Raw genomic sequence first — 19,998 nt, 5'->3', positions numbered from 1 at the left:
AGGCCGCCGACAGGGCCACCATCTGGTTCTGCCGCCTGTGAGGTCAGCCCTTGCCCAGATAACGCGCCGCCAGCGCGTCCACTCGCTCGCCGCCGGTCTCGCGCAGTTGAGCCAGCAAGGCATCCGGCAAGCTGCCATCGGCCTGGGTGCGCAGCTGCGGAATGAAGTCATCCAGCGAATGCTTGCCCTGGCTGGCGGATTGCAGGGCTTGGTCCAGTTCGGCAAAGAAGGTGGCGCCCTGCGAATAAAACAAGGGGTAAACCGATTGATCCCCATCCCGGTAGCGCTGCTGCAACGCAATCAGTCCTTGGGCGACAGGCGCCTCCGGTTTGATGAACAAGCGCCACACTTTTTCCTTTTCCGCCTCCGGCAGCGTGCTCTGCCGCATCACCTTCAAGCCGTAGTAATGAGCCAAACCCTCCGCCATCCAGGTGCTGCCTTGCTTCACCTCGCCCAGCGCCAGCAGCTGATGGGCCTGCTCATGCGCCAGCAACGCCAGTAGAAAAGTGTCCCGCGCGGCGGTCTCGCGCGGATAGTTGGCCAGCAGACCGTGCAGCCCGCCCGCTCCAAACGCGCTGCTTGCGTTATTCCGCCCCAGCATCACCACCAGCAAATCATCGGCAAACGGCGCATGGGCGGCGGGCGGCGGGAAAATACGGCGCAGCGCAGTCAGCGCCTCCGCGTGCAAGTCCAGCAACCCGCGCCGCGTCACCCGCTCCAGATCATCGGCGACATATCGCACTCGCAACCCGGCCACTTGCCGGACCGTCTCCTGCGTTTTCCCGATCGCGTAAAACTCCGGCGCCTGGCCAGCCGCCGGGATGGCCGCCAATGACTCGGCCTGGCCCGGCACGCGGATGCGCAATGTCGCGGCGGCCTCCCGGCCCGGCTCAGCAAGCAATGCCGTGGACGACGAAAGCAAGACCCAGCCGGGAAAGCCCAGGCTCTGCTGCAATGAAACATTGGCGCCATCGGGCGGCGGCATCTTCAGCGCGACGCGCCACTCCACCTGCCTGCATTGTGGCGGCAGGCGCCAGCGGCCCATTCCGTCATGCGCCAGCGGCTGGCCGTCGCAACGCACATCCACAATCTGCGACGACTGGCCATAAGCCGACGCCCGCGCCTCCAGCGCGTTGCCGTGCTCAGCCGGCAAATCCAGCCGGAACACAGGCGGTAGATTCTGTGCCGGATCGTAGAAAACGGAATAATCGGCCAGCGCGGGCCCGGCAGATACACAGCCCAGCCAGGCCGCCAGTAGAGGAAATCGCATGCGTGATCCCGCGGATAAAAGCCTATTGACCGCCACGCGGAGGGATGGTTTCAGGGCGCCAAAGCTTATGCGGTCCAGAAAACAAACCGCGCGCCACTCCGCGCGGATGGCACGCGCCACCCATCAAGCACAAAAGCCGCCAGCACAGACGCTGGCGGCTTTTGCGTTCATTCATCGAGGCTCGCTCAGGGGCTGATCGCAAAGAACACGAAAGAAGCGAAGATCACCAGATGCACGATGCCCTGCAAAATGGTGGTGCGCCCTACCGATAGCGACAAGGAGCAGGTCACCAGCGTCAGCAGCAGAAAGATGGTTTCCTTGATTTCCAAACCCAGAATCAGCGGCTCGCCCTTGAACACGAAAATCATCGCCACCGTGGGAATGGTCAAGCCAATCGATGCCAGCGCCGAGCCCAAGGCCAGATTCAGGCTGGTCTGCACCCGATCCGCCCGCGCCGCGTTGGCGGCGGCCAGCCCTTCCGGCAACAGCACCAGAGAGGCGATGATGATGCCCACCACGGCAGCCGGCGCGCCGGCATCCACCACAAAACGCTCAATCGAAGGCGACAGCAGCTTGGCCAGGGTCACCACCGCCACCAGGCAAATCAGCAGCATCGCCACGCTAAGCAAGGCCACGCTGTTGGACGGCGGCGGCGCGTGCTCATTCTCGTCATCGCTGCCATCGACCAGAAAATAATCACGGTGGCGAATGGTTTGCACAAACACGAAAGCGCCGTACAGCACCAGCGACACCACCCCGGTGAACGCCAGCTGCGACGACGACAGCAAGGGCCCCGGCTGGCTGGTGCCGTAGTTGGGCAGCACCAGCGCCAATACCGAAATCGCCGCCAGCACGGTCAAAGCCGCCTTGGCGCCGCTGAGCTGGAAATTCTGCTCGCGATGGCGCAAACCGCCCAGCAGCAGGCAAATGCCCAAGATGCCGTTGCAGGTGATCATGATGGCGGAAAAAATGGTGTCCCGTGCCAGCGCCAGCTTCTCCTCGCCCCCGCCCAGCATGAAGGAAATGATCAGCGCCACCTCGATCACCGTCACCGCCAGCGCCAGGATCAGCGTGCCGAAAGGCTCGCCGACCTTATGCGCCACCACCTCGGCGTGGTGCACCGCGGCGAATACCGTTCCCGCCAGCAACACTGCCAGCAGGGCAAGATAAATAGCATGCCCGCCCGCCGCCGACGATGCGGCGATGGCGGCCCAGGCCAAGACAGGGGTGACAATGGTCCAGCGCGGAATCGTGGAATGCATCAATGAATTTTCCTTATTGTTGACGAACAGCCGCGCATCCCGCGCCGAAAAGACCTGGCCGGGACACCCTGCGCGACCGCTCAGTAAGAGGAAGGGAGAAACCAGCATGAAGGCTGCATTAGCCACAGCATAGCAGCATTAAATGAATAGACCACGACACGGCCAGCGGGTTCAGGCTTTGTAAACAAACGGCGCGTCGCTCCGTCAGAAAGAACGCAATCGTCCCTCACTCCGAAGGCCCATCCACTTGACCATCACAAACGATCTCCAAGTAGGGTGCGTCACCTGCAAGGGCGACGCATCGCCAACATATCTCGCCGGTTCACCATATGCGGGAGTGAAATGCAAACGGTGCGTCACCCAGCGGGGTGACGCACCCTACGAATCACTCATCATCCGCCACACGCAGACTCATCCGCTCGGCCAGGCGCAAATGGCAGGCCGCCGCCAACTTGACCAGCTCGGTATCGCTCGCCGGCATGCCGTCCGGCACCGCGATCAGCTCCGCCAAGGCATCCAAGGTGGCGACGGAGCTGTTGAGGCCCATCATGCGGCCAAGCGGATGTTTCTGGCGGTTATGGCGCTCGTAATCCAGCGTCACCAGCCAGCGCGTATGCTGCCAGCACGCTTCGCCGTTCTCCAACACCGCATCCAGCACCGCCCGGCTCACCTGCCGCGCTGCCTCCGCCGCCAGCGCCAAAGCCAGCTCCAGTTGATCCGCCGTCAACGCCTCCTCGCCCTCCCGCCGCAAAGTTGGCAGCAACTCCTCCTCCAACCAACGCCGAAACCGCAGCGCCGCCGGCTTGCGATAGCGCCGAATCGCCATGGCCACGCCGGTTTCGGACAGGCACACCACATCCTCCACGCCTACCGGCAGGGTGCGGACTTCTTCTCTGTTGAGTTTGCTGAGCAGCACCGCCGTGCTGCGGCACTTGATCGCCGCCGCGACGTCATTGGCGAAGAACCACAAGCCGTTGTGGCGATGCAGGAGACGGATAGTGTGCGTAAGGAAGGGAAAAGACAGCAGCCCAGGCTGCATGGGAGAGTGCGCCAACTGGGTCATGGCTAGAACTCCATCAAGATTGTGAAGCGCTGCGAAGCAGCGCGCCGATCCAAGTAGTTCAGGTCGCCAAACCCGGTCATGCGGTCAAGCATGACTGCGTCAGGTTAAATGCGTCTTAGCGCCAGATCAATCAGGGTTTCCACGATCGAGACTGGCAAGAAGTGTAGAAAAGACCTTCGTATCCGCTTCGCGGATAATGATTTAGGTGCCACTTTCCGCGCGGGATGCAGGGGCAAATTGGCTGCCACACAACATGGGCTTATCTTCTGCGGCGGATCTCCCTTCGGGGCATCCGCCCTACGTAGGGCGGAATCCCGGCAAAGCCGGGAGTTCGGCCGCATCGCAACCACACGCAGCTTGCAACAAGCACGCCCAGTAGAGTGTGAGCAACGAGCCCCGCTCCCTTGGCGCAAGCCGGTCAAAACAATGCGCACCAGGTTTTAAGCGGCCGCCTGTTTGAGCACCGCGACGTTAGCGCGGTGCGAGTTCGGCCGCGCCTGGGGCGCGTTGTTTTGACCGGGGTTTCGAAGCGCCCAGGGCCGCCTTTTCTTTCGTCCATTTCTTTTGGCGGAGCAAAAGAAATGGACCCGTCATGCCGGGCGGAACCGGCACTTAAAATATTAGTCCGCGAAGCGGACACATCACTCAGGCGCGGATACCGACATCAAGTCATCTCCTCCCGCCCAGTCTTGCGGATACAAGCCTTGCTTAACCGCCCGATGAAAAGTGGAAAACGGCCAATCCCGGACGCGAGACACCAAACCATGCTTGAGCGGATTGATGTGGATGTAATCCAGATGCGCGGCATAGTCGGCCTCGGAACGGATGCAATGCTCCCAAAAGCGGCGTTGCCAAATGCCTCGTTCGCCATTGCGGCGCCGAGCGGGATTGCGATATTCCTGCGCGGGCAAGGCGCGGACGAAACGGATTTTGATGGCTTTGATGCGGTTGGAAAAATCGTCATCGCCAAGCGGCAAAGTGATCATGCAATGCACATGATCCGGCAGCACCACCCATCCGTCGATATGAAATGGGCGCTCGCGCCGAGTCAGCCTCACCGCTTCGCGCAGCGCGTCGATATGGTCCACCAGCAAGCTGGTGCCTCGATCCAGCAGCGTGAAGGTCAGGAAATACGTCCCACCTGGCACGCGCCAGCGTCGATAGTTGGGCATGGCCATTCCCCAGAACACCAAAGCCCAAACCATAAGACAACAGACACCCGTTAACCAATCCGTCAAAAGGCCGGCGACAAGGTCAGCCGCGGGGGTTGCACGCACCAATCAGCAGCCGTGGGCAAAGGTGGATCGCCCCTCCGGGGCATCCACCCTACGGCGGAATACCGACCTCGACCCGTAGGGCGGAATCCCGGCAAAGCCGGGAGTTCCGCCACGATGCAGCCAGCGCATCAAATACAAAACATCAGTCAATTATCCGGGGTACGCGGTTGATTTTTATTTTCCCGATTCAATACACCATAAAAACTAGCGCTCTATAAGCAAGCTCTTTCCCAATGAGAAAACTGCGCCTTGCGGTGCCGTGCAAAATTTTTTTTGCGCATCGAAACCACTAATTTCTGAAATATAGAGATCTGACCCTGAAGAAAACCATAAACAAGCCCTTCTTGAAATGGTAAAATTACAATTAACCATGTCATTACAAAACATAGACCTTGCCTTCAAAGGCAAACTCCCAACATCCTCCATGCGTACATTATACTTCTTCACAATACCTCCTCCAGTACCAATAAGCCTAAGTGTGCGCTGACCAAGAAAATCTGGAAAACCAACCATTACAACAAAAAAAACCATCACTGCAAAATAGATAACTCCAAAATTATACCGACCACTTTTTACAAGAAAAATTGGAGAATACAAAATCACCAAGAACCCAAAAGAAATAAAAATATATGGGTACACCGCCTCAATATTACCCATTTGCCTATCAAGCAATATTTCAATCACATACAGCAAATCAATTGCAAAAAATACAGTTATGAATAGTGAGAAAAACAAAAACAATGCAAATAAAATGGAAAATTCCATCAAATGTGCTTTACTCTTCCAAGAAAAGTTACTTCTAAAATAAACTGACAAGAAAGCCGCATAAAGTAATTGCAGGAAAATCTGCAAAGCCCAAAGCCAGCCAAAACCAAAACCATTATAAAAAATAATAGCAGAAATACACAACGGTATAACAACACACCCGAAATATCGCAAAGAAAGATCATGTAATTGATTACTTTTAAAGCTTGGTATAATATCCCTTGAGACCCCGATGAAATATGGAATCATCAATGATGCTGCCAAGATTGAGGACAGCATTACTGAAACAGCGCCATATATCGGCAAGAATGTCAGATCAATTGCCAATCCGATACCAAGCTTATTTAGGAAAAATGCCAAACAAAAAAAACCTACCAGAAAGAAAAAGGTAGTGATTGACAGCACTAACTTATCAAAATTTTCAAAAAAATACTTAAGATTAAAACTACTTGCCTTGGTCATAAAAAAAACCCTCCACTGTAAAGTGGAGGGTTTTTATCATAAATGACGTTTAACTATCAAGCCAGTTTGATCAGCTGCGCCCTAATCTTCTCCAACTTGTCATTCAACTCAGCCAACTGGGCCTTATCGCGCTCCACCAAATGCGCCGGCGCCTTGTCGACATAACCCGGCTTCTCCAGCTTGGCGGTCAACTTGGCCAGCTCGGCTTCCACCTTGCCCTGCTCCTTGGTCAGACGCGCGGTTTCCGCGGCCTTGTCCACTTCCACCTTCAGCATCAGGCGCGCTTCGCCGGACATCGCCACCGGGGCGTCGTCTTCCGGCAGCTTGGCCACCAGCGTGCCTTCGGTCAGGCGGGCCAGCAGCTTCAGGTAAGGCACGAAGTCCGCGATGGACGCGTCGGCGGTTTCGATGAACAGCGGGGCCTTGACGGCGGGGCCGATGCCCATTTCGCCGCGCAGATTGCGCACCGCGTTGACCATGTCCTTGAAGGCTTCCATGCGGGCGTTGGCTTGCGCGTTGATCTTGCCCTCTTCCGCCACCGGCCAGGCGGCCAGCATCAGCGATTCGGTCTTCTTGGCGTTGGCCAGCGGGGCGACGGTTTGCCACAGCTCTTCGGTGATGAAGGGCATCAGCGGGTGGGTCAGGCGCAGAGCCACTTCCAGCACGCGCACCAGGGTCCGGCGGGTGGCGCGCTGCTGGGCTTCGTTGCCGCCCTGGATCTGTACCTTGGCCAGTTCCACGTACCAGTCGCAGTACTCGTTCCAGATGAATTCGTAGATCACCTGTGCGGCGATGTCGAAACGGTAGGTTTCCAGCGCGCTGGTGACGTCGATCTCAGCCTGCTGCAGGCGGCCGATGATCCATTGGTCCACAAAGCTGTATTCCAGCGGCAGGCTTTCGTCCTGGCCGCAGTCTTTGCCTTCCGCGTTCATCATCACAAAGCGGGTGGCGTTCCACAGCTTGTTGCAGAAGTTGCGGTAGCCTTCGGCGCGCTTGAAGTCGAAGTTGACCGATCGGCCCAGCGTGGCGTAGCTGGCCATGGTGAAGCGCAGCGCGTCCGTGCCGTAGGCCGGGATGCCTTCCGGGAACAATTTTTCCGTGGCCTTGGCGATCTGCGGGGCCTTTTCCGGGCGGCGCAGGCCGGTGGTGCGTTTTTCCACCAGCGGCTGCAGCGCGATGCCGTCGATCAGGTCCACCGGGTCGATCACGTTGCCCTCGGACTTGGACATCTTCTTGCCTTCGTGGTCGCGCACCATGCCGTGGATGTAGACATCCTTGAACGGCACCTTGCCAGTGAAGTGCTTGGTCATCATGATCATCCGGGCCACCCAGAAGAAGATGATTTCGTAGCCGGTCACCAGCACTTGCGAGGGCAGGAAGGCCTTGAGTTCAGGCGTTTCTTCCGGCCAGCCCAGCGTGGAGAACGGCACCAGGGCCGAGCTGAACCAGGTGTCCAGCACGTCCTGCTCGCGGCGCAGCGTCTTGCCGCCGGCCTTGGCCTGGGCTTCCGCCTCAGTGCGGCCGACGTAGATGTTGCCGTCTTCGTCGTACCAGGCCGGGATCTGGTGGCCCCACCACAGCTGGCGGGAGATGCACCAGTCCTGGATGTTCTTCATCCACTGGTTGTAGGTGTTGACCCAGTTTTCCGGCACGAAGCGCACTTCGCCGGATTCCACCGCTTCAATCGCCTTGGCGGCGATGGACTGGCCGGTGGCGTCGCCCTCGGCGACTTTGTTCATGGCCACGAACCATTGGTCGGTCAGCAGCGGCTCGATCACGGTGCCGGTGCGGTCGCCGCGCGGCACCATCAGCTTGTGCGGCTTGGTGTCCAGCAGCAGGCCCTGGGCTTGCAGATCGGCCAGCATGGCCTTGCGCGCTTCCTGGGCGGTGAGGCCGGCGTAGGCGGCCGGCAGCTCGATGGTGCCTTGGGCGGTGCCGTCGAAGCCGAAGATTTGCGCCTTGGCCAGAATCTTGGCTTCCAGGCTCATCACATTGATCAGCTGGGTGTTGTGGCGCTTGCCCACTTCGTAGTCGTTGAAGTCGTGCGCCGGGGTGATCTTAACGAAGCCAGTGCCGAATTCCTTGTCCACGTACTCGTCGGCGATCACCGGGATGGTGCGGCCGGTGAGCGGCAGCTCAAGCTGCTTGCCCACCAGGTGCAGGTAGCGCTCGTCATCCGGGGCGATGGCTACGGCCACGTCGCCCAGCAGCGTTTCCGGACGGGTGGTGGCGACAGTGACGTATTCATTGCTGCCCACCACTGGGTACTTGATGTGCCACATGTTGCCGTCTTCTTCCTCGGATACCACTTCGAGGTCGGAGATGGCGGTGCCCAGCTTGGCGTCCCAGTTGGACAGGCGCTTGCCGCGGTAGATCAGGCCTTGCTCGTACAGACGGACGAAGACTTCGGTGACGGTCTCGGCGCGGGCCTCGTCCATGGTGAAGTATTCGCGGTCCCAGTCCACGGAGCAGCCGACGCGGCGCATCTGGCTGGTGATGGTGCCGCCGGATTTTTCCTTCCATTCCCAGATCTTGCTGGTGAAGGCTTCGCGGCCCATGTCGTGGCGGTTTTGGCCCTGATCGGCCAGCTGGCGCTCCACTACGATCTGGGTGGCGATGCCGGCGTGGTCGGTGCCTGGAATCCAAACGGTGTTATGGCCCTTCATCCGGTAGTAGCGGGTGAGGCCGTCCATGATGGTCTGGTTGAAGGCGTGGCCCATGTGCAGCGTGCCGGTGACGTTGGGCGGCGGCAGCTGGATGGCGAAAGACGGTTTGGCGGTGTCCATGCTCGGCTTGAAGTAGCCGGCCTGTTCCCAGTGTTGGTACCAACGGCGCTCGAGGTCGCCCGGTTCGTAGCTCTTAGCAAGTTCCATGTCTGAATCTTGGTTTTCTGGATGGAAAAATGGTTCGATTATAACCGGTTTTCAGCTGTTCTCCGAGTGCCGCCATGCCTGCGGGGCACCCAGCCCACGCCCACTTCCTGTCCCTTACGGCAGGGCGCTGACAATCCATTTGAAATTTTTCATGAAAAAAGATTAGCATTTTGCTTGTAATGACATGTGAATGCACAAATCAAGGAGCCACCGATGCCTCACGACCACACCTTAGGCTGCGCCTGCTGCGGCCACGCCCCCAAGCTGGGCGGCACGCAAGAAGATAATGAAAACATGCTGGATGCCATCAAACTGACGCTGCTCGATAGCTTTCGCCAAAACCCGCAACAAACCGTGATCTTTCATGGCGGCACCATCCACACCATGGAAGCGCCTGCCAGCCGGACGGTGGAGGCGCTGGGCATAGCCAACGGCGTGATTGTGGCAACGGGTTCCTTTGATGAAGTTCAAAGGAAAATGGCAGAGGATGGCTTCGATGCCCACGAATGCCTATTAGATGGCCGCACACTGATGCCCGGCCTGATCGACCCTCACATGCATATTCTCGGCAGCGCGCTGAACAAGGGGTGGAATAATGTCTCGGCCTTCGACAAGCAAAACCTCGACCCGCAATACAGCTGGGAACGCCTGAGCGCCCAGATTGGCGAAATGCTGCGCAGCTCGCAGAGTCAGCAATATTTGCTGAACGATCATGACGGCAGCACAGCCTGGTTCGTCGGCTATGGTTTAGATCCCTCCCTGATGAGCGACTGGCCGAACATCAATTTGGGGAAGATGGATAGCCTATGGACAGGAAAAATTGCCGACCGGAACATTGCGATTCTGCTGGTCAACGCCTCCGGCCATCTGGCGTATGTCAACAGCGTGGCCAATCAAAAACTGCTCAACAAAAGCGCCGGCGGCGTGCTGGCTGAAGGCCAAGTCACCGATGCCATGAATCAGGTCAATCGATCGACCCTGACCAAGAAGAGCCTGGGCGACTGCGTCGCGGAAGTGCTTCAGGATGCTGCCAGCAAAGGCATCACCACGCTATTCGACCCCAGCATGGGCACCAATCCAGACAACTCGGCCAAGGAGCTGGAACTTGGCGCGCTGCGCTTGATCGCCCAGTTTGGTCCGCTGCGGCTGGCTGGCGGCCTGTTTGTGCGCACGCAGGATGATCTCAGCTACTGGCTGGAAAACTACCACCTGGACTTGGACAATCATCTGAACCAGCGTTTCAGCATCAAGGGCATCAAAATCATTTCCGATGGTTCCAACCAGGGGCTGACAGGCTTCCAGAAACAGCCGTACCACTGCCTTATCAACCCTGACAAATCCAAGGTGCCCCCCGTGCCAGGCGTGCCGCTCAATGGCAAATACAATTACAAACCCAAGTCCGATCTCGAATCTCTGGTGCTGCGCGCCTTATGCCAAGGCTGGCCCACGCTGGTGCATGCCAATGGCGACAAGGCAATCAAGCGGGTGCTGAACGCCTACGGCAAGGCCTTGAATCCTTTCCCGCACGAAGCCAGCAGCGAGCCGGCCAAACGCCGCCGCGCGCTGCGCTCTCGGCTGGAGCATGCCTCGCTGCTGGATGATGAGGATATCGCCAAGATGGCATCGATGGGACTGAGCCCCAGCTTCTTGATCGGACACGTCGGCTACTGGGGCTACGTTTTCCAGGAAAAGATCTTTGGCGAGAACAAGGCGCGATTGCTGGACCGCTGCCAATCCGCGCTTAACGCCGGCATGCGCGTCAGCTTGCATTCCGACCACTTCGTTTCCCCGCTGGGGCCGCTGCGCATGGCGGAACAGGCCATCTATCGCAAAATGGAGGCCGCGCCAGGCTCGGAAAAACCGGCGCTGAATGCGGAAGAAGGCCTGACTCACGAGCAGGCGCTGCGCGCGGTGACGCTGGACGCGGCCTGGCACTGCCATCTGGATCATCTGGTCGGTTCGCTGGAGCCTGGAAAGCTGGCGGATTTGGTGATCCTGAAGGATGACCCGCTGGATCCGTCCAAGGAGGCACTGCGCGATATCGCCATCCATGAAACCTGGCTGGCCGGCGCGCCGTCCTACGTTAACCAGACTACGCATTAAACTCAGCGGCAACATGAAAAAGCCTGCCCCGAAACGGGCAGGCTTTTATGCGTCCGCCACTTACTCGACTTTGGCCTTGCCCTTCAAGTCCTGGATCATCTTGTCAAAGGCCGTGCGCTGCATTTCCTGCTGCAGCTGCGGCTTCACATCTTCAAACTTGGGGCCTTCCGCCTCGCGCACGCCTTCCAGCTTGATGATGTGATAGCCGTATTGCGATTTCACCGGAGTTTGGGTGATTTCGCCCGGCTTCAGGGCGACCATGGCTTCGCCGAACTCCTTCACGTACTGGCTGGGATCGCTCCAACCCAGATCGCCGCCGCTGTTCTTGCTGCCCAGGTCGTCGGACTTGGCCTTGGCCAGCGCATCAAACGACTTGCCCTTCTTCAGCTGCGCCAGGATGGCGTTGGCTTCCTTTTCGGTTTTCACCAGGATATGGCGCGCGTGATATTCCTTGGACGGGGTGGCCGCCTTCAGGCGGTCATACTCGGCCTTGAGCTGATCGTCGGAAATCACATTGGTTTTGATGAAGTTTTGCTGAAAGGCATTCAGCAACACGCCGCGCTGGGCCATTTCCAGCTCTTGCTTGACCGCGTCGCTCTTGTCGATGCCTTGTTTTTTGGCCTCTTGAACCAGCACTTCATTGGTAACTAGGAAATCGCGGATCTGCTGGCGCAGCTCCGGGCTATCCTTGACGCCATGCTCTTCCTGCGATTTCAGGATCAGGTCCATTCTGGATTGAGGAATGGCTACGCCGTTTACCGTGGCGACCGGCGCGTCTGCGGCAAAGGCTGCCGGCGCGGCAAAAACGGCCAGCAGGCAGGTGGTCAGGGCAAGGCGGGATGGCTTGTGCATGGATGTTTCCTTGTCTGGATATGCGTTTGGGTTGGCTTACAGTCGGTGAATTGTGCCAGAGCCGGCTAACAGTGCAAGCCCGGCCTGGCCAGGCTGGCCATCCGCTGGCGATGCCGCCGGAAATCCGCCCGGCGGCTATCCGTCTATCATGTTCATCCCGCATCGATAAATCAAGCGCGCCGCGCAAGCGCTCGCACCGTCCACATGCCATCAGCAAGCGCCAGCCTGCTTGCTATATTTGAGCATGCCCCCGACACGCCAAGGCGATAACACCCAGTGCCCATGCGCTTGAGCCGCTTTCCCGCCTCCACCCAACTGATTGTCCGCGTGCTGCTGCATGGCGCGCTGGCAGCGCTGACCGCTTGCGCCATCAGCCAAGCGGAACCGGTTGATAGCGTGGCGCCCTCCTCCGGTCCGCCGGCCCAGCTGGGACGGCATGTGCTATTGATCGCCTACGAGCTGCGCAACGGCGGGATTTCCAGAACCGTGCGCAGCTTTCTCAACGCGGCGGCCTATCTGCATTGGCAAGTCAAGGTGACGGACGCCAAGAGCGACCGCAATGCCGTGCGCGAGCAATTGCTGCTGCACGCCACCGCGCAGGAGATTTCCGGCGTGGCCCTGGTCGGCACGGACAGCTCGGATTTCCATCTGGAAATGACCATGCTGAAACAAATGGGCAAGCCCGCCGTGGGCTGGCACGCCGGCAGCAGCCCCGGCCCGAATGCCGAGCTGTTCGCCAACATCACCACCGATCCGTTGACCGTGGCGCAGACGGCCGTGGACTATGCGATAGGCAGCAGCTCCGGCCCGCTGGGCGCGGTGATCCTGACGGATTCGCATTTTTCCATCGCCATGCGCAAGGCCAACGCCATGAAGGAGGCGCTGCTGCGCTGCAAGCGATGCAAGGTGCTGGCGGTGCAGGACATGGACCTCAGCATGACCACCCAGCTGATTCCGGCGCAAGTGCCCGTAATGGCGCAGAAGTTCGGCCGCGCCTGGACCCATACGCTGGCCATCAACGACCTCTACTTCGACAACATCAATTTCCCCTTGCATCAGATTGGCCGCCTGGACATCGTCAACATCTCCGCTGGCGATGGCTCCAACCTGGCAATGAACCGCATCCGCGAGGGCATCTCCCAGCAAAAGGCGACCGTGGCCGAGCCATGCCAGCAGCAAGGCTGGCAAATGGCCGATGAGCTGAATCGGGCCTTTGCCCGGCAGGCCCCCAGCAACTTTGTCAGCAAGCCCATATTGGTGACGCAGGAAAGGCTGCTGGCGCATCCCCGCGATGGCGATATCGAAGACGACCAAGCCTACCGCAAGGCCTATTTAGCGATCTGGTTTCCCTCGAAACATTAATCGCGGCAGATATCAGCGCAGAGGCCACATTGCGCGGCATGGGCTTTTCTATTCATGCATCTTGTTAGCGGCGCGTTGCCGATTTGCCAGACACGCCCATCCCGCCGGAAAACAGGCGGAGCGTTTTGAAGCCTGTCTGGCCATCCTGATGGCTTGAATCCAGGAAAGCGCATGTTTTATCTGCCTTATTTGTTTCCCGGCCCGCCATTATCATTTTCATTCCCGCACCCGCCGGCAGCCCCGCCGCATCGCACCATGCCAACGATATGAAGCATTAATTAAAACAAAGACATAGATCGAACCAAAAGAATGTTTCACCTCGATTCAAACTAGCTATAGTCAAAAAAAGGCTGGACATACTATCTGTCGGGGAGTAGTCACCATGCCGCCTGAGGTGAAAATGCAAAACATTAGTCAAGAAATACCTAATGGGGGATTGCATTTGCAAGCCACCCATCTTGATCCTTTGCTGGATTGCTTGTTCGCGCTGGCTAGACAGTACGGCATCAATGCCACGCGCGAATCGCTGGTGGCGGGGATTCCGTTGCAGAACAACCGGCTGACGCCGTCTATGTTTTCGCGTTCGGCGCGCCGCATCGGCTTGACGTCGCGGGTGGTCAGAAAACCGTTGCCGCAGCTGCCGCAGGCGCTGTTGCCCGCCGTGCTGCTGCTGAAAAGCGAGGAGGCCTGCATCCTGCGCGGCATCGACCTCAAGGCCGGCATTGTCCGCTTCAGCCATTCCGAGCTGCCGGAATCGGAAGAGACGCGCTCGCTTGATGAGTTCGCCGCCTTGTACAGCGGCATCGCCATCCTGATCCGGCCGCGCTTCCGTTACGACCGGCGGGCGCCGGAAATGGGCAATATCCGCTCGCGCCACTGGTTCTGGCACGCGGTCATCGGCGGGCTGCCGTTGTACCGCGATTCCCTGCTCGCCTCTTTGATGATCAATATATTCGCCCTGGTGCTGCCGCTGGTTTCGATGAATGTGTACGACCGGGTGGTGCCTAACCTGGCCATTTACACCTTGTGGGTGCTGGCGGCCGGGGCGATTTTGTCGCTGGTGTTCGATTTTCTGCTGAAGATGACACGCGGCTATATGCTGGACCTGGCGAGCAAGCGCATCGACATCCAGCTGTCCTCTCTGATCATGGAACGCGTGCTGGGGGTGCGGATGTCGGCCAAGCCGGCGTCCGTCGGAGCCTTTGCCGCCAATTTGCGTTCATTCGAAACCATACGCGACTTCATCGCGTCCGCCTCCATCACCGCGCTGATCGACCTGCCCTTCGTCCTGATCTTCCTGGCGGCGGTGGCATGGATTCAACCGCTGCTGATGCTGCCCATATTGATAGGCGGGGCGATGATGCTGATCTTCGCCCTGCTAATCCAGGAGAAGATGAAGGTATTGACCGAGGCCACCCTGCGCGCCACGGCCCAACGCAATGCCCAGCTGGTGGAAACGCTTGGCGAGCTGGAAAGCATCAAGATTCTGGCCGCGGAGGGCCAGCAGCAAGGCCGCTGGGAAGAAGCCACCGCCTATCTGGCGCATATCGGCGCCAGACTGAAAATGCTGGCGGCGTCGGCCAATAATTTTTCCGGCTTGGTCCAGCAAAGCGTGACCATCGCCGTGCTGGTGATAGGCGTCTATGCCATCTTTCGCGGCCAGGCCTCGCAGGGCGGCGTGATCGCCGCGGTGATGCTTTCCGGCCGCGCCATGGCGCCGCTGGGCCAGCTGGTGGGCCTGCTCACCCAGTACCATAACGCCAAACTCTCGCTGAAGTCGCTGGACACCTTCATGGAGATGCCGGTGGAGCGGGAAAAGGACGCCAACTTCTTCCATCGCACCAGTTTCAAAGGCGACATCGAATTCCGCAACGTCGATTTCCAATATCCGGACAACCCGGCCAACGCGCTGCGCAATGTATCGTTCCACCTCAAGGCGGGGGAACGGGTGGGCATCATCGGCCGCATCGGATCCGGCAAGTCCACGCTGCAGCGGCTGATCATGGGCCTGTATCACCCGGACCAGGGATCGGTGCGCATAGACGGCATCGACATCCACCAGATCGACCCCACCGAACTGCGCCGCAATATCGGCCATGTGCCGCAGGATGCCTCGCTGTTTTACGGCACCCTGCGCCAGAACATCGCCATGGGCTCCCCCCATGCCTACGATGCCAGCATCGAGGCCGCCGTTGAGCTGGCGGGCTTGTCCGAGTTCGTCAACGGCCACCCGCAGGGCTACGACATGATCATAGGCGAGCGAGGCCAGTCGCTGTCCGGCGGGCAGCGCAAGGCCGTGACTATCGCCCGCGCCCTGCTCAACGCGCCGCCCATCCTGCTGCTGGACGAACCCACCAGCAATATGGATAGCGGCGCCGAGGCGCATATCAAACAGACCCTGGCCAAGATCATGCCGGGCAAGACGGTAGTGCTGATCACCCACCATGCCGCGCTGCTTGACCTGGTAGACCGGCTCATCATCATCGAAAACGGCGCCATTGTGGCCGACGGCCCAAAGGCGGAGGTCATCCAAGCCCTGCAGCAGGGGCAAGTTTCCAGGGGAAAAACATGAAGCAGCCGTTCTGGCAACGTTGGATGGAACAAGGCCAACGCAAGACCTCCCCATACTGGGAACGGGTCATGGACTGGGCGGAGGCGCGCGACTTGCAAGAGCATGTCGATTTCGCCACCGACGCCGACTGGGCGATTCTGCAACAAAGCCCGGGCCGCCCCCGCGTCTTCATCTGGACCATGGCCGGCTTGTTTCTGGCGGCCTTCATGTGGGCCGCCTTCGCTCAGATCAACGAGGTGACCAAGGGCCAGGGCAAGGTGGTGCCCACTTCGCAGATCCAGCACATTCAGAGCCTGGATGGCGGCGTCGTGGCCAAGCTATGGGTGCATGAGGGGCAGATCGTGCAGCAAAACCAGCTGCTGCTGAGCATAGACAACACCCGGTTTGTCTCGTCGCTGCAGGCCAATCAGGCCCAATATCTGGCGCTGTTGGGCAAGGCCGCGCGGCTGGGCGCGATTGCCCATGGCACGCCGCTGGCCATTCCGTCCCAGGTTAGCCAGCAGGCCCCGGACATCGCCCGCCAGGAAATGGCGCTGTATCTGGCCAAAAAGCAGGAGCTGGACAACAACCTCGCCATCGCCAGGGGGGAATTGGCCCAGCGCATGCAGGAAATGAACGAAATGAAGGCGCGCCGGCAGCAGGCGGATCAAAGCTTCCAGTTCACCAGCAAGGAGCTGGAGCAAACGCGGCCGCTGCTGGACTCCGGCGCCGCATCCGATGTGGACCTGTTGCGGCTGGAGCGCGAGGTTTCGCGCTTCAAAGGCGATCGCGACATGGCGCAGGCGCAGATTTCCCGCCTGCAAGCCGCCATAGAGGAGGCCAATCGCAAGATCCAGGAAAACGAACTGACCTTCCGCAACCAGGCCAGCGCCGAGCTTTCCGACACCATGGCCAAGATCAACAGCCTGTCCGCGGACACCTCCGGCCTGGCCAACAAGGTGAAGCTGTCCGAAATGCGCTCCCCCGTGCACGGCCAAGTCAAGCAGATCTACGCCAATACGATAGGCGGCGTGGTGGCGCCGGGCAAAGACATCATGGAGATTGTGCCGCTGGGCGAATCGCTGGTGGTGGAGACGCGCATCCTGCCGCGCGACATCGCCTTCATCCGCCCCGGGCAGCGCGCCACTGTGCGCTTCACCGCCTACGACTACACGATTTACGGCGGCATGGAGGGCGTAGTGCAGGACGTCAGCGCCGACACCGAAACCGACGAGCGCGGCAATTCCTTTTACCTGGCCAAGATAAAAACCAAACAAGGCACGCTGGGCGACCGCCATTTGCCCATCATTCCCGGCATGGTGGCCCAGGTGGACATCATGACCGGCACCAAGAGCATTCTGTCCTACCTGCTGAAGCCCGTACTGCGCGCCAAATCGGAAGCCTTTACCGAGCGGTGAAGCCGCTGATCTGCCCTCTCAGGCCATGCCAACATAAGTCCGTCACGGAAGGAGAATGACGGATATCAAGGCGCGCAGATCACCGGCTTCCTCAAACCAGCCGAACTCGGCATGACCGACCCACAGCGCCAACGCGCCCGCGATCTGGAATCAATCGAAACTGCTGGCCTATGGCCCGCTAAACCCATCTCGATATCGAATCCCAAAGCGCCAGCCCGCATGCCCAACGGCCGGCACGCGCATGTCTTTGACTCGCTGGCGGCAGCGCGACAATCACCCTGCTCTCCATCCATGCGAACCCAAGCTCCTCCCCATTGCCGGCATGGCCGGAGAGGATGATTTACCGCAACCTCATGTTTCAGATAGGTATTTCTAGCAATAACTTTATTACTTGCTACAGTTAAAACTGCCTGTAGTCCATCCATCATTTAGAGCCGCTCAACAACCACGCAGAGCCCCAGTGCAAGACACGCCAAGGCAGACAGCACAAGCCATACGGCAAGAAGGCGCAAGACAGGGAGCCAGGGTTGAGTCAGCGGTTCACAGAGCAGCCTGGAAGTTTGCTTGGCGCCTTTGCAAGGCGCTGAAACATACGGCCGCACCACAAGGAGATGCACGCAGGAACAGAGGTTGATGCGCGGGATGATACGGCCGGGAGATGCCGATGGCAGCAAATACAACACTATCGGGGAAGATCGGTACTCTCAAAGGAACGGTCAGAGTCATCGATGCCCAAGGGCAGGAACACATCCTCAAAGTAGGGGATATCATCCACCCGAATGATCACCTGGTATTCGAACAGGGTGCCTCGCTACTGCTGAATCAGGATGGCGGACAGCAGGTTCTATTGTCCGACACCAAGGAAACAGGCACGCCGCCCGCCAGCAATGCCACTCCTCAAACGACGGCGCCAAGCGACGCAAACAATCCAGCCGTGCCAGGCTGGAACACCGCTATCAATGGCCAGCCGCCACAACCGGGTCAAGACGGCAATAACGCCAATGCCGAAGCGCAATCGGTCCTGGCCAGCCTGGCGAATGGCCAAGACCCGCTGGCGCAGCTGCAGTCTGCTGCGGCCGGCCTGGCCGCTGCGGGCGGCACCAGCGAAAACATCGATCACACTTTCATCGACCTGACCGGCAACACCAATACAGTAGGGACCACGGGAACGGGTTTTACCCCCAGTGTCGGCCCCACTGCAACCCACTCCACCTTCACGCCGATTTCCACCGCGCCGGTTAACGCATCGTTCACCCCTGCCCCCGCGCCACCGGTAACGCTGACTTTCAACAATATAGGCCTGACCAATCATAGCGAACCCGTACTCCAGGGCACCGGCTCGCCGGGACTGACTGTCACCGTTTCCGAAGCAAACGGCACGGTGCTCGGCAGCGCCGTGGTTGCCGCCAATGGCAGCTGGTCGCTCACGCCGACTCAGCCCTTGCCTCAGGGCGCCAGCACGCTGATCGCCTCCTCCAGCAATAATGCCGGACAAAGCACGCAGTCGACGGCGATTGTGACAGTGGACACCATTCCGCCCCTTGCGCCGGTCGTGCACATTACGCAGCATGATGATGGCGCCGGCAGCGCCGCCATCAGCCAGACCGATCTGGTGAATGGCGCCGTCCGCGCAACGGTTCAACTCGACGCCAGCGATCTGCAACAGCAAGGCGCGGCCAACATCACCATTACGGAGGGCGGCCATCCGACCACGCTCACCGTGCATAGCGACGGCAGCATCACCGGGCTGGCTTCCGGCATCCAGGCCAGCTACGCCAATGGCTTGGTCACATTGTCCATCCAACCCGCCAGCTCGGGTACGTTATTGCAAATTGCCGCCACCCAGACCGATGCAGCCGGCAATGTTTCCAGCCCGGCCAGCGACCAAGGCCTAGTCAGCACCGCACCTCCGGCTGCGCCGCAAATCACCATAGAGGATCATGGCGGCATCATCGCCAGCGGCGATATCCATAATCAGCAAGTCAGCGTACAGGTCGCGCTGAACAACCCCTCGTTGCAGGCCGGCACCACCCTGACACTGACCAGCAACACCGGCGAAGCCTACAGCCACGTCTTGACCGCCGCCGACCTGCAAAACGGCAGTCTGGCACTGAATGTTCCGGCAGCTGCCAACGGCCAAAGCTTGACGTTGAGCGCCCAATTCACCGACAGCATCGGCAACCCATCGGCCACAAGCACGCTGACCGCCACGGTAGATACCACACCGCCAGCCACGCCTTCCGTGTCGATCACCGAACACAGCGGCCAGCAAATCGCCAGCGGCGATGTGGCCAACGGCCAAGTGCAGGCGACGGTCAGCCTCGATGCCAGCAACCTCGCCAACGGCGGCAACGCCCAGGTCTCGATCAGCGATGGCGGCGCGATCAGCAGCGTCACTGTGCATAGCGACGGCTCGGTGAGCAGCAGCAACCCAGCCGTCACCGCCAGTTACGCCAATGGCGTGCTGAGCCTCGGCATTCCCGAACCGGCCAACGGCCAGGCCGTCAGCGTGTCGGCGACGCAAAGCAATGCGCTGGGCAACACCTCGCTAGCCGGGACCACGAGCGGCACCTTGAACCTGACCGCGCCGAGCGCGCCGACGGTGGCGATCACCGAACACAGTGGCCAGCAAATCGCCAGCGGCGATGTGGCCCACGGCCAAGTGCAGGCGACGGTCAGCCTCGATGCCAGCAACCTCGCCAACGGCGGCAACGCCCAGGTCTCGATCAGCGATGGCGGC

Annotated in this window: 12 protein-coding genes; 5 read left to right on the top strand and 7 right to left on the bottom strand. The window is 59.7% G+C overall.

Annotated features, from left to right (window positions below; translation table 11 throughout):
• Window positions 1-43 precede the first annotated feature (43 nt).
• The 6 genes from C2134_RS11440 to C2134_RS11420 all read right to left on the bottom strand — a co-directional run bounded on the left by C2134_RS11440 (window position 44) and on the right by C2134_RS11420 (window position 8,972).
• A complete protein-coding gene (locus tag C2134_RS11440; protein WP_103320155.1) occupies window positions 44-1,270 on the bottom strand; it encodes a gluzincin family metallopeptidase in 1,227 nt (408 codons plus the stop codon).
• Window positions 1,271-1,455: 185 nt separating this feature from the next.
• Window positions 1,456-2,532: a calcium:cation antiporter gene (locus C2134_RS11435; protein ID WP_103320153.1), complete on the bottom strand. Its 1,077-nt coding sequence runs from the start codon at window positions 2,530-2,532 to the stop codon at window positions 1,456-1,458.
• A 385-nt stretch (window positions 2,533-2,917) separates the two neighbouring features.
• A complete protein-coding gene (locus C2134_RS11430; RefSeq protein WP_103320151.1) occupies window positions 2,918-3,595 on the bottom strand; it encodes a BRO-N domain-containing protein in 678 nt (225 codons plus the stop codon).
• 641 nt (window positions 3,596-4,236) lie between these two features.
• The gene (locus C2134_RS11425) at window positions 4,237-4,767 is read right to left on the bottom strand and encodes an REP-associated tyrosine transposase (protein ID WP_103320149.1); all 531 of its coding nucleotides are present in this window, start codon (window positions 4,765-4,767) and stop codon (window positions 4,237-4,239) included.
• Window positions 4,768-5,076: 309 nt separating this feature from the next.
• On the bottom strand, window positions 5,077-6,099 hold the full coding sequence (locus C2134_RS21220) for a hypothetical protein (protein WP_146042142.1): 1,023 nt from the start codon (window positions 6,097-6,099) through the stop codon (window positions 5,077-5,079).
• 56 nt (window positions 6,100-6,155) lie between these two features.
• A complete protein-coding gene (locus tag C2134_RS11420; protein ID WP_103320147.1) occupies window positions 6,156-8,972 on the bottom strand; it encodes a valine--tRNA ligase in 2,817 nt (938 codons plus the stop codon).
• A 213-nt stretch (window positions 8,973-9,185) separates the two neighbouring features.
• Between C2134_RS11420 and C2134_RS11415 the strand changes: the two genes are divergently transcribed.
• The gene (locus C2134_RS11415; protein ID WP_103320144.1) at window positions 9,186-11,075 is read left to right on the top strand and encodes an amidohydrolase; all 1,890 of its coding nucleotides are present in this window, start codon (window positions 9,186-9,188) and stop codon (window positions 11,073-11,075) included.
• Window positions 11,076-11,135: 60 nt separating this feature from the next.
• Here the strand turns inward: C2134_RS11415 and C2134_RS11410 are convergent, their stop codons facing one another.
• Window positions 11,136-11,927 carry a peptidylprolyl isomerase gene (locus C2134_RS11410; RefSeq protein ID WP_103320142.1) on the bottom strand — a complete coding sequence of 264 codons (792 nt, stop codon included), beginning with the start codon at window positions 11,925-11,927 and terminating at the stop codon, window positions 11,136-11,138.
• Between the two features lie 276 nt (window positions 11,928-12,203).
• Between C2134_RS11410 and C2134_RS11405 the strand changes: the two genes are divergently transcribed.
• The 4 genes from C2134_RS11405 to C2134_RS11390 form a co-directional block, all read left to right on the top strand.
• Window positions 12,204-13,289, top strand: coding sequence for a type 1 periplasmic-binding domain-containing protein (locus tag C2134_RS11405; protein WP_146042141.1), 1,086 nt, complete (start codon window positions 12,204-12,206; stop codon window positions 13,287-13,289).
• Between the two features lie 442 nt (window positions 13,290-13,731).
• Window positions 13,732-15,861, top strand: a complete 2,130-nt coding sequence (locus tag C2134_RS11400; protein ID WP_369406777.1) for a type I secretion system permease/ATPase — start codon at window positions 13,732-13,734, stop codon at window positions 15,859-15,861.
• Window positions 15,858-17,258 carry an HlyD family type I secretion periplasmic adaptor subunit gene (locus C2134_RS11395; protein WP_103320137.1) on the top strand — a complete coding sequence of 467 codons (1,401 nt, stop codon included), beginning with the start codon at window positions 15,858-15,860 and terminating at the stop codon, window positions 17,256-17,258. The genes C2134_RS11400 and C2134_RS11395 overlap by 4 nt, the downstream gene beginning before the upstream one ends.
• A gap of 664 nt (window positions 17,259-17,922) precedes the next feature.
• A partial coding sequence (locus C2134_RS11390) for a retention module-containing protein (RefSeq protein ID WP_158248753.1) occupies window positions 17,923-19,998 on the top strand: 2,076 nt, incomplete at its 3' end.

Origin of the sequence: Chromobacterium sinusclupearum (genome assembly GCF_002902845.1) — a bacterium.
In the GTDB taxonomy this organism is placed as follows: Bacteria; Pseudomonadota; Gammaproteobacteria; order Burkholderiales; family Chromobacteriaceae; genus Chromobacterium; species Chromobacterium sinusclupearum.
Note: the sequence above shows the minus strand (reverse complement) of the source record. Positions and strands in the feature narration are given on the sequence as shown.

Coding starts and splice junctions, on each gene's coding strand:
- C2134_RS21220 (WP_146042142.1), bottom strand. CDS start 6,099: ATGACCAAGGCAAGTAGTTTTAATCTTAAGTATTTTTTTGAAAATTTT.
- C2134_RS11435 (WP_103320153.1), bottom strand. CDS start 2,532: ATGCATTCCACGATTCCGCGCTGGACCATTGTCACCCCTGTCTTGGCC.
- C2134_RS11395 (WP_103320137.1), top strand. CDS start 15,858: ATGAAGCAGCCGTTCTGGCAACGTTGGATGGAACAAGGCCAACGCAAG.
- C2134_RS11410 (WP_103320142.1), bottom strand. CDS start 11,927: ATGCACAAGCCATCCCGCCTTGCCCTGACCACCTGCCTGCTGGCCGTT.
- C2134_RS11425 (WP_103320149.1), bottom strand. CDS start 4,767: ATGCCCAACTATCGACGCTGGCGCGTGCCAGGTGGGACGTATTTCCTG.
- C2134_RS11415 (WP_103320144.1), top strand. CDS start 9,186: ATGCCTCACGACCACACCTTAGGCTGCGCCTGCTGCGGCCACGCCCCC.
- C2134_RS11430 (WP_103320151.1), bottom strand. CDS start 3,595: ATGACCCAGTTGGCGCACTCTCCCATGCAGCCTGGGCTGCTGTCTTTT.
- C2134_RS11440 (WP_103320155.1), bottom strand. CDS start 1,270: ATGCGATTTCCTCTACTGGCGGCCTGGCTGGGCTGTGTATCTGCCGGG.
- C2134_RS11420 (WP_103320147.1), bottom strand. CDS start 8,972: ATGGAACTTGCTAAGAGCTACGAACCGGGCGACCTCGAGCGCCGTTGG.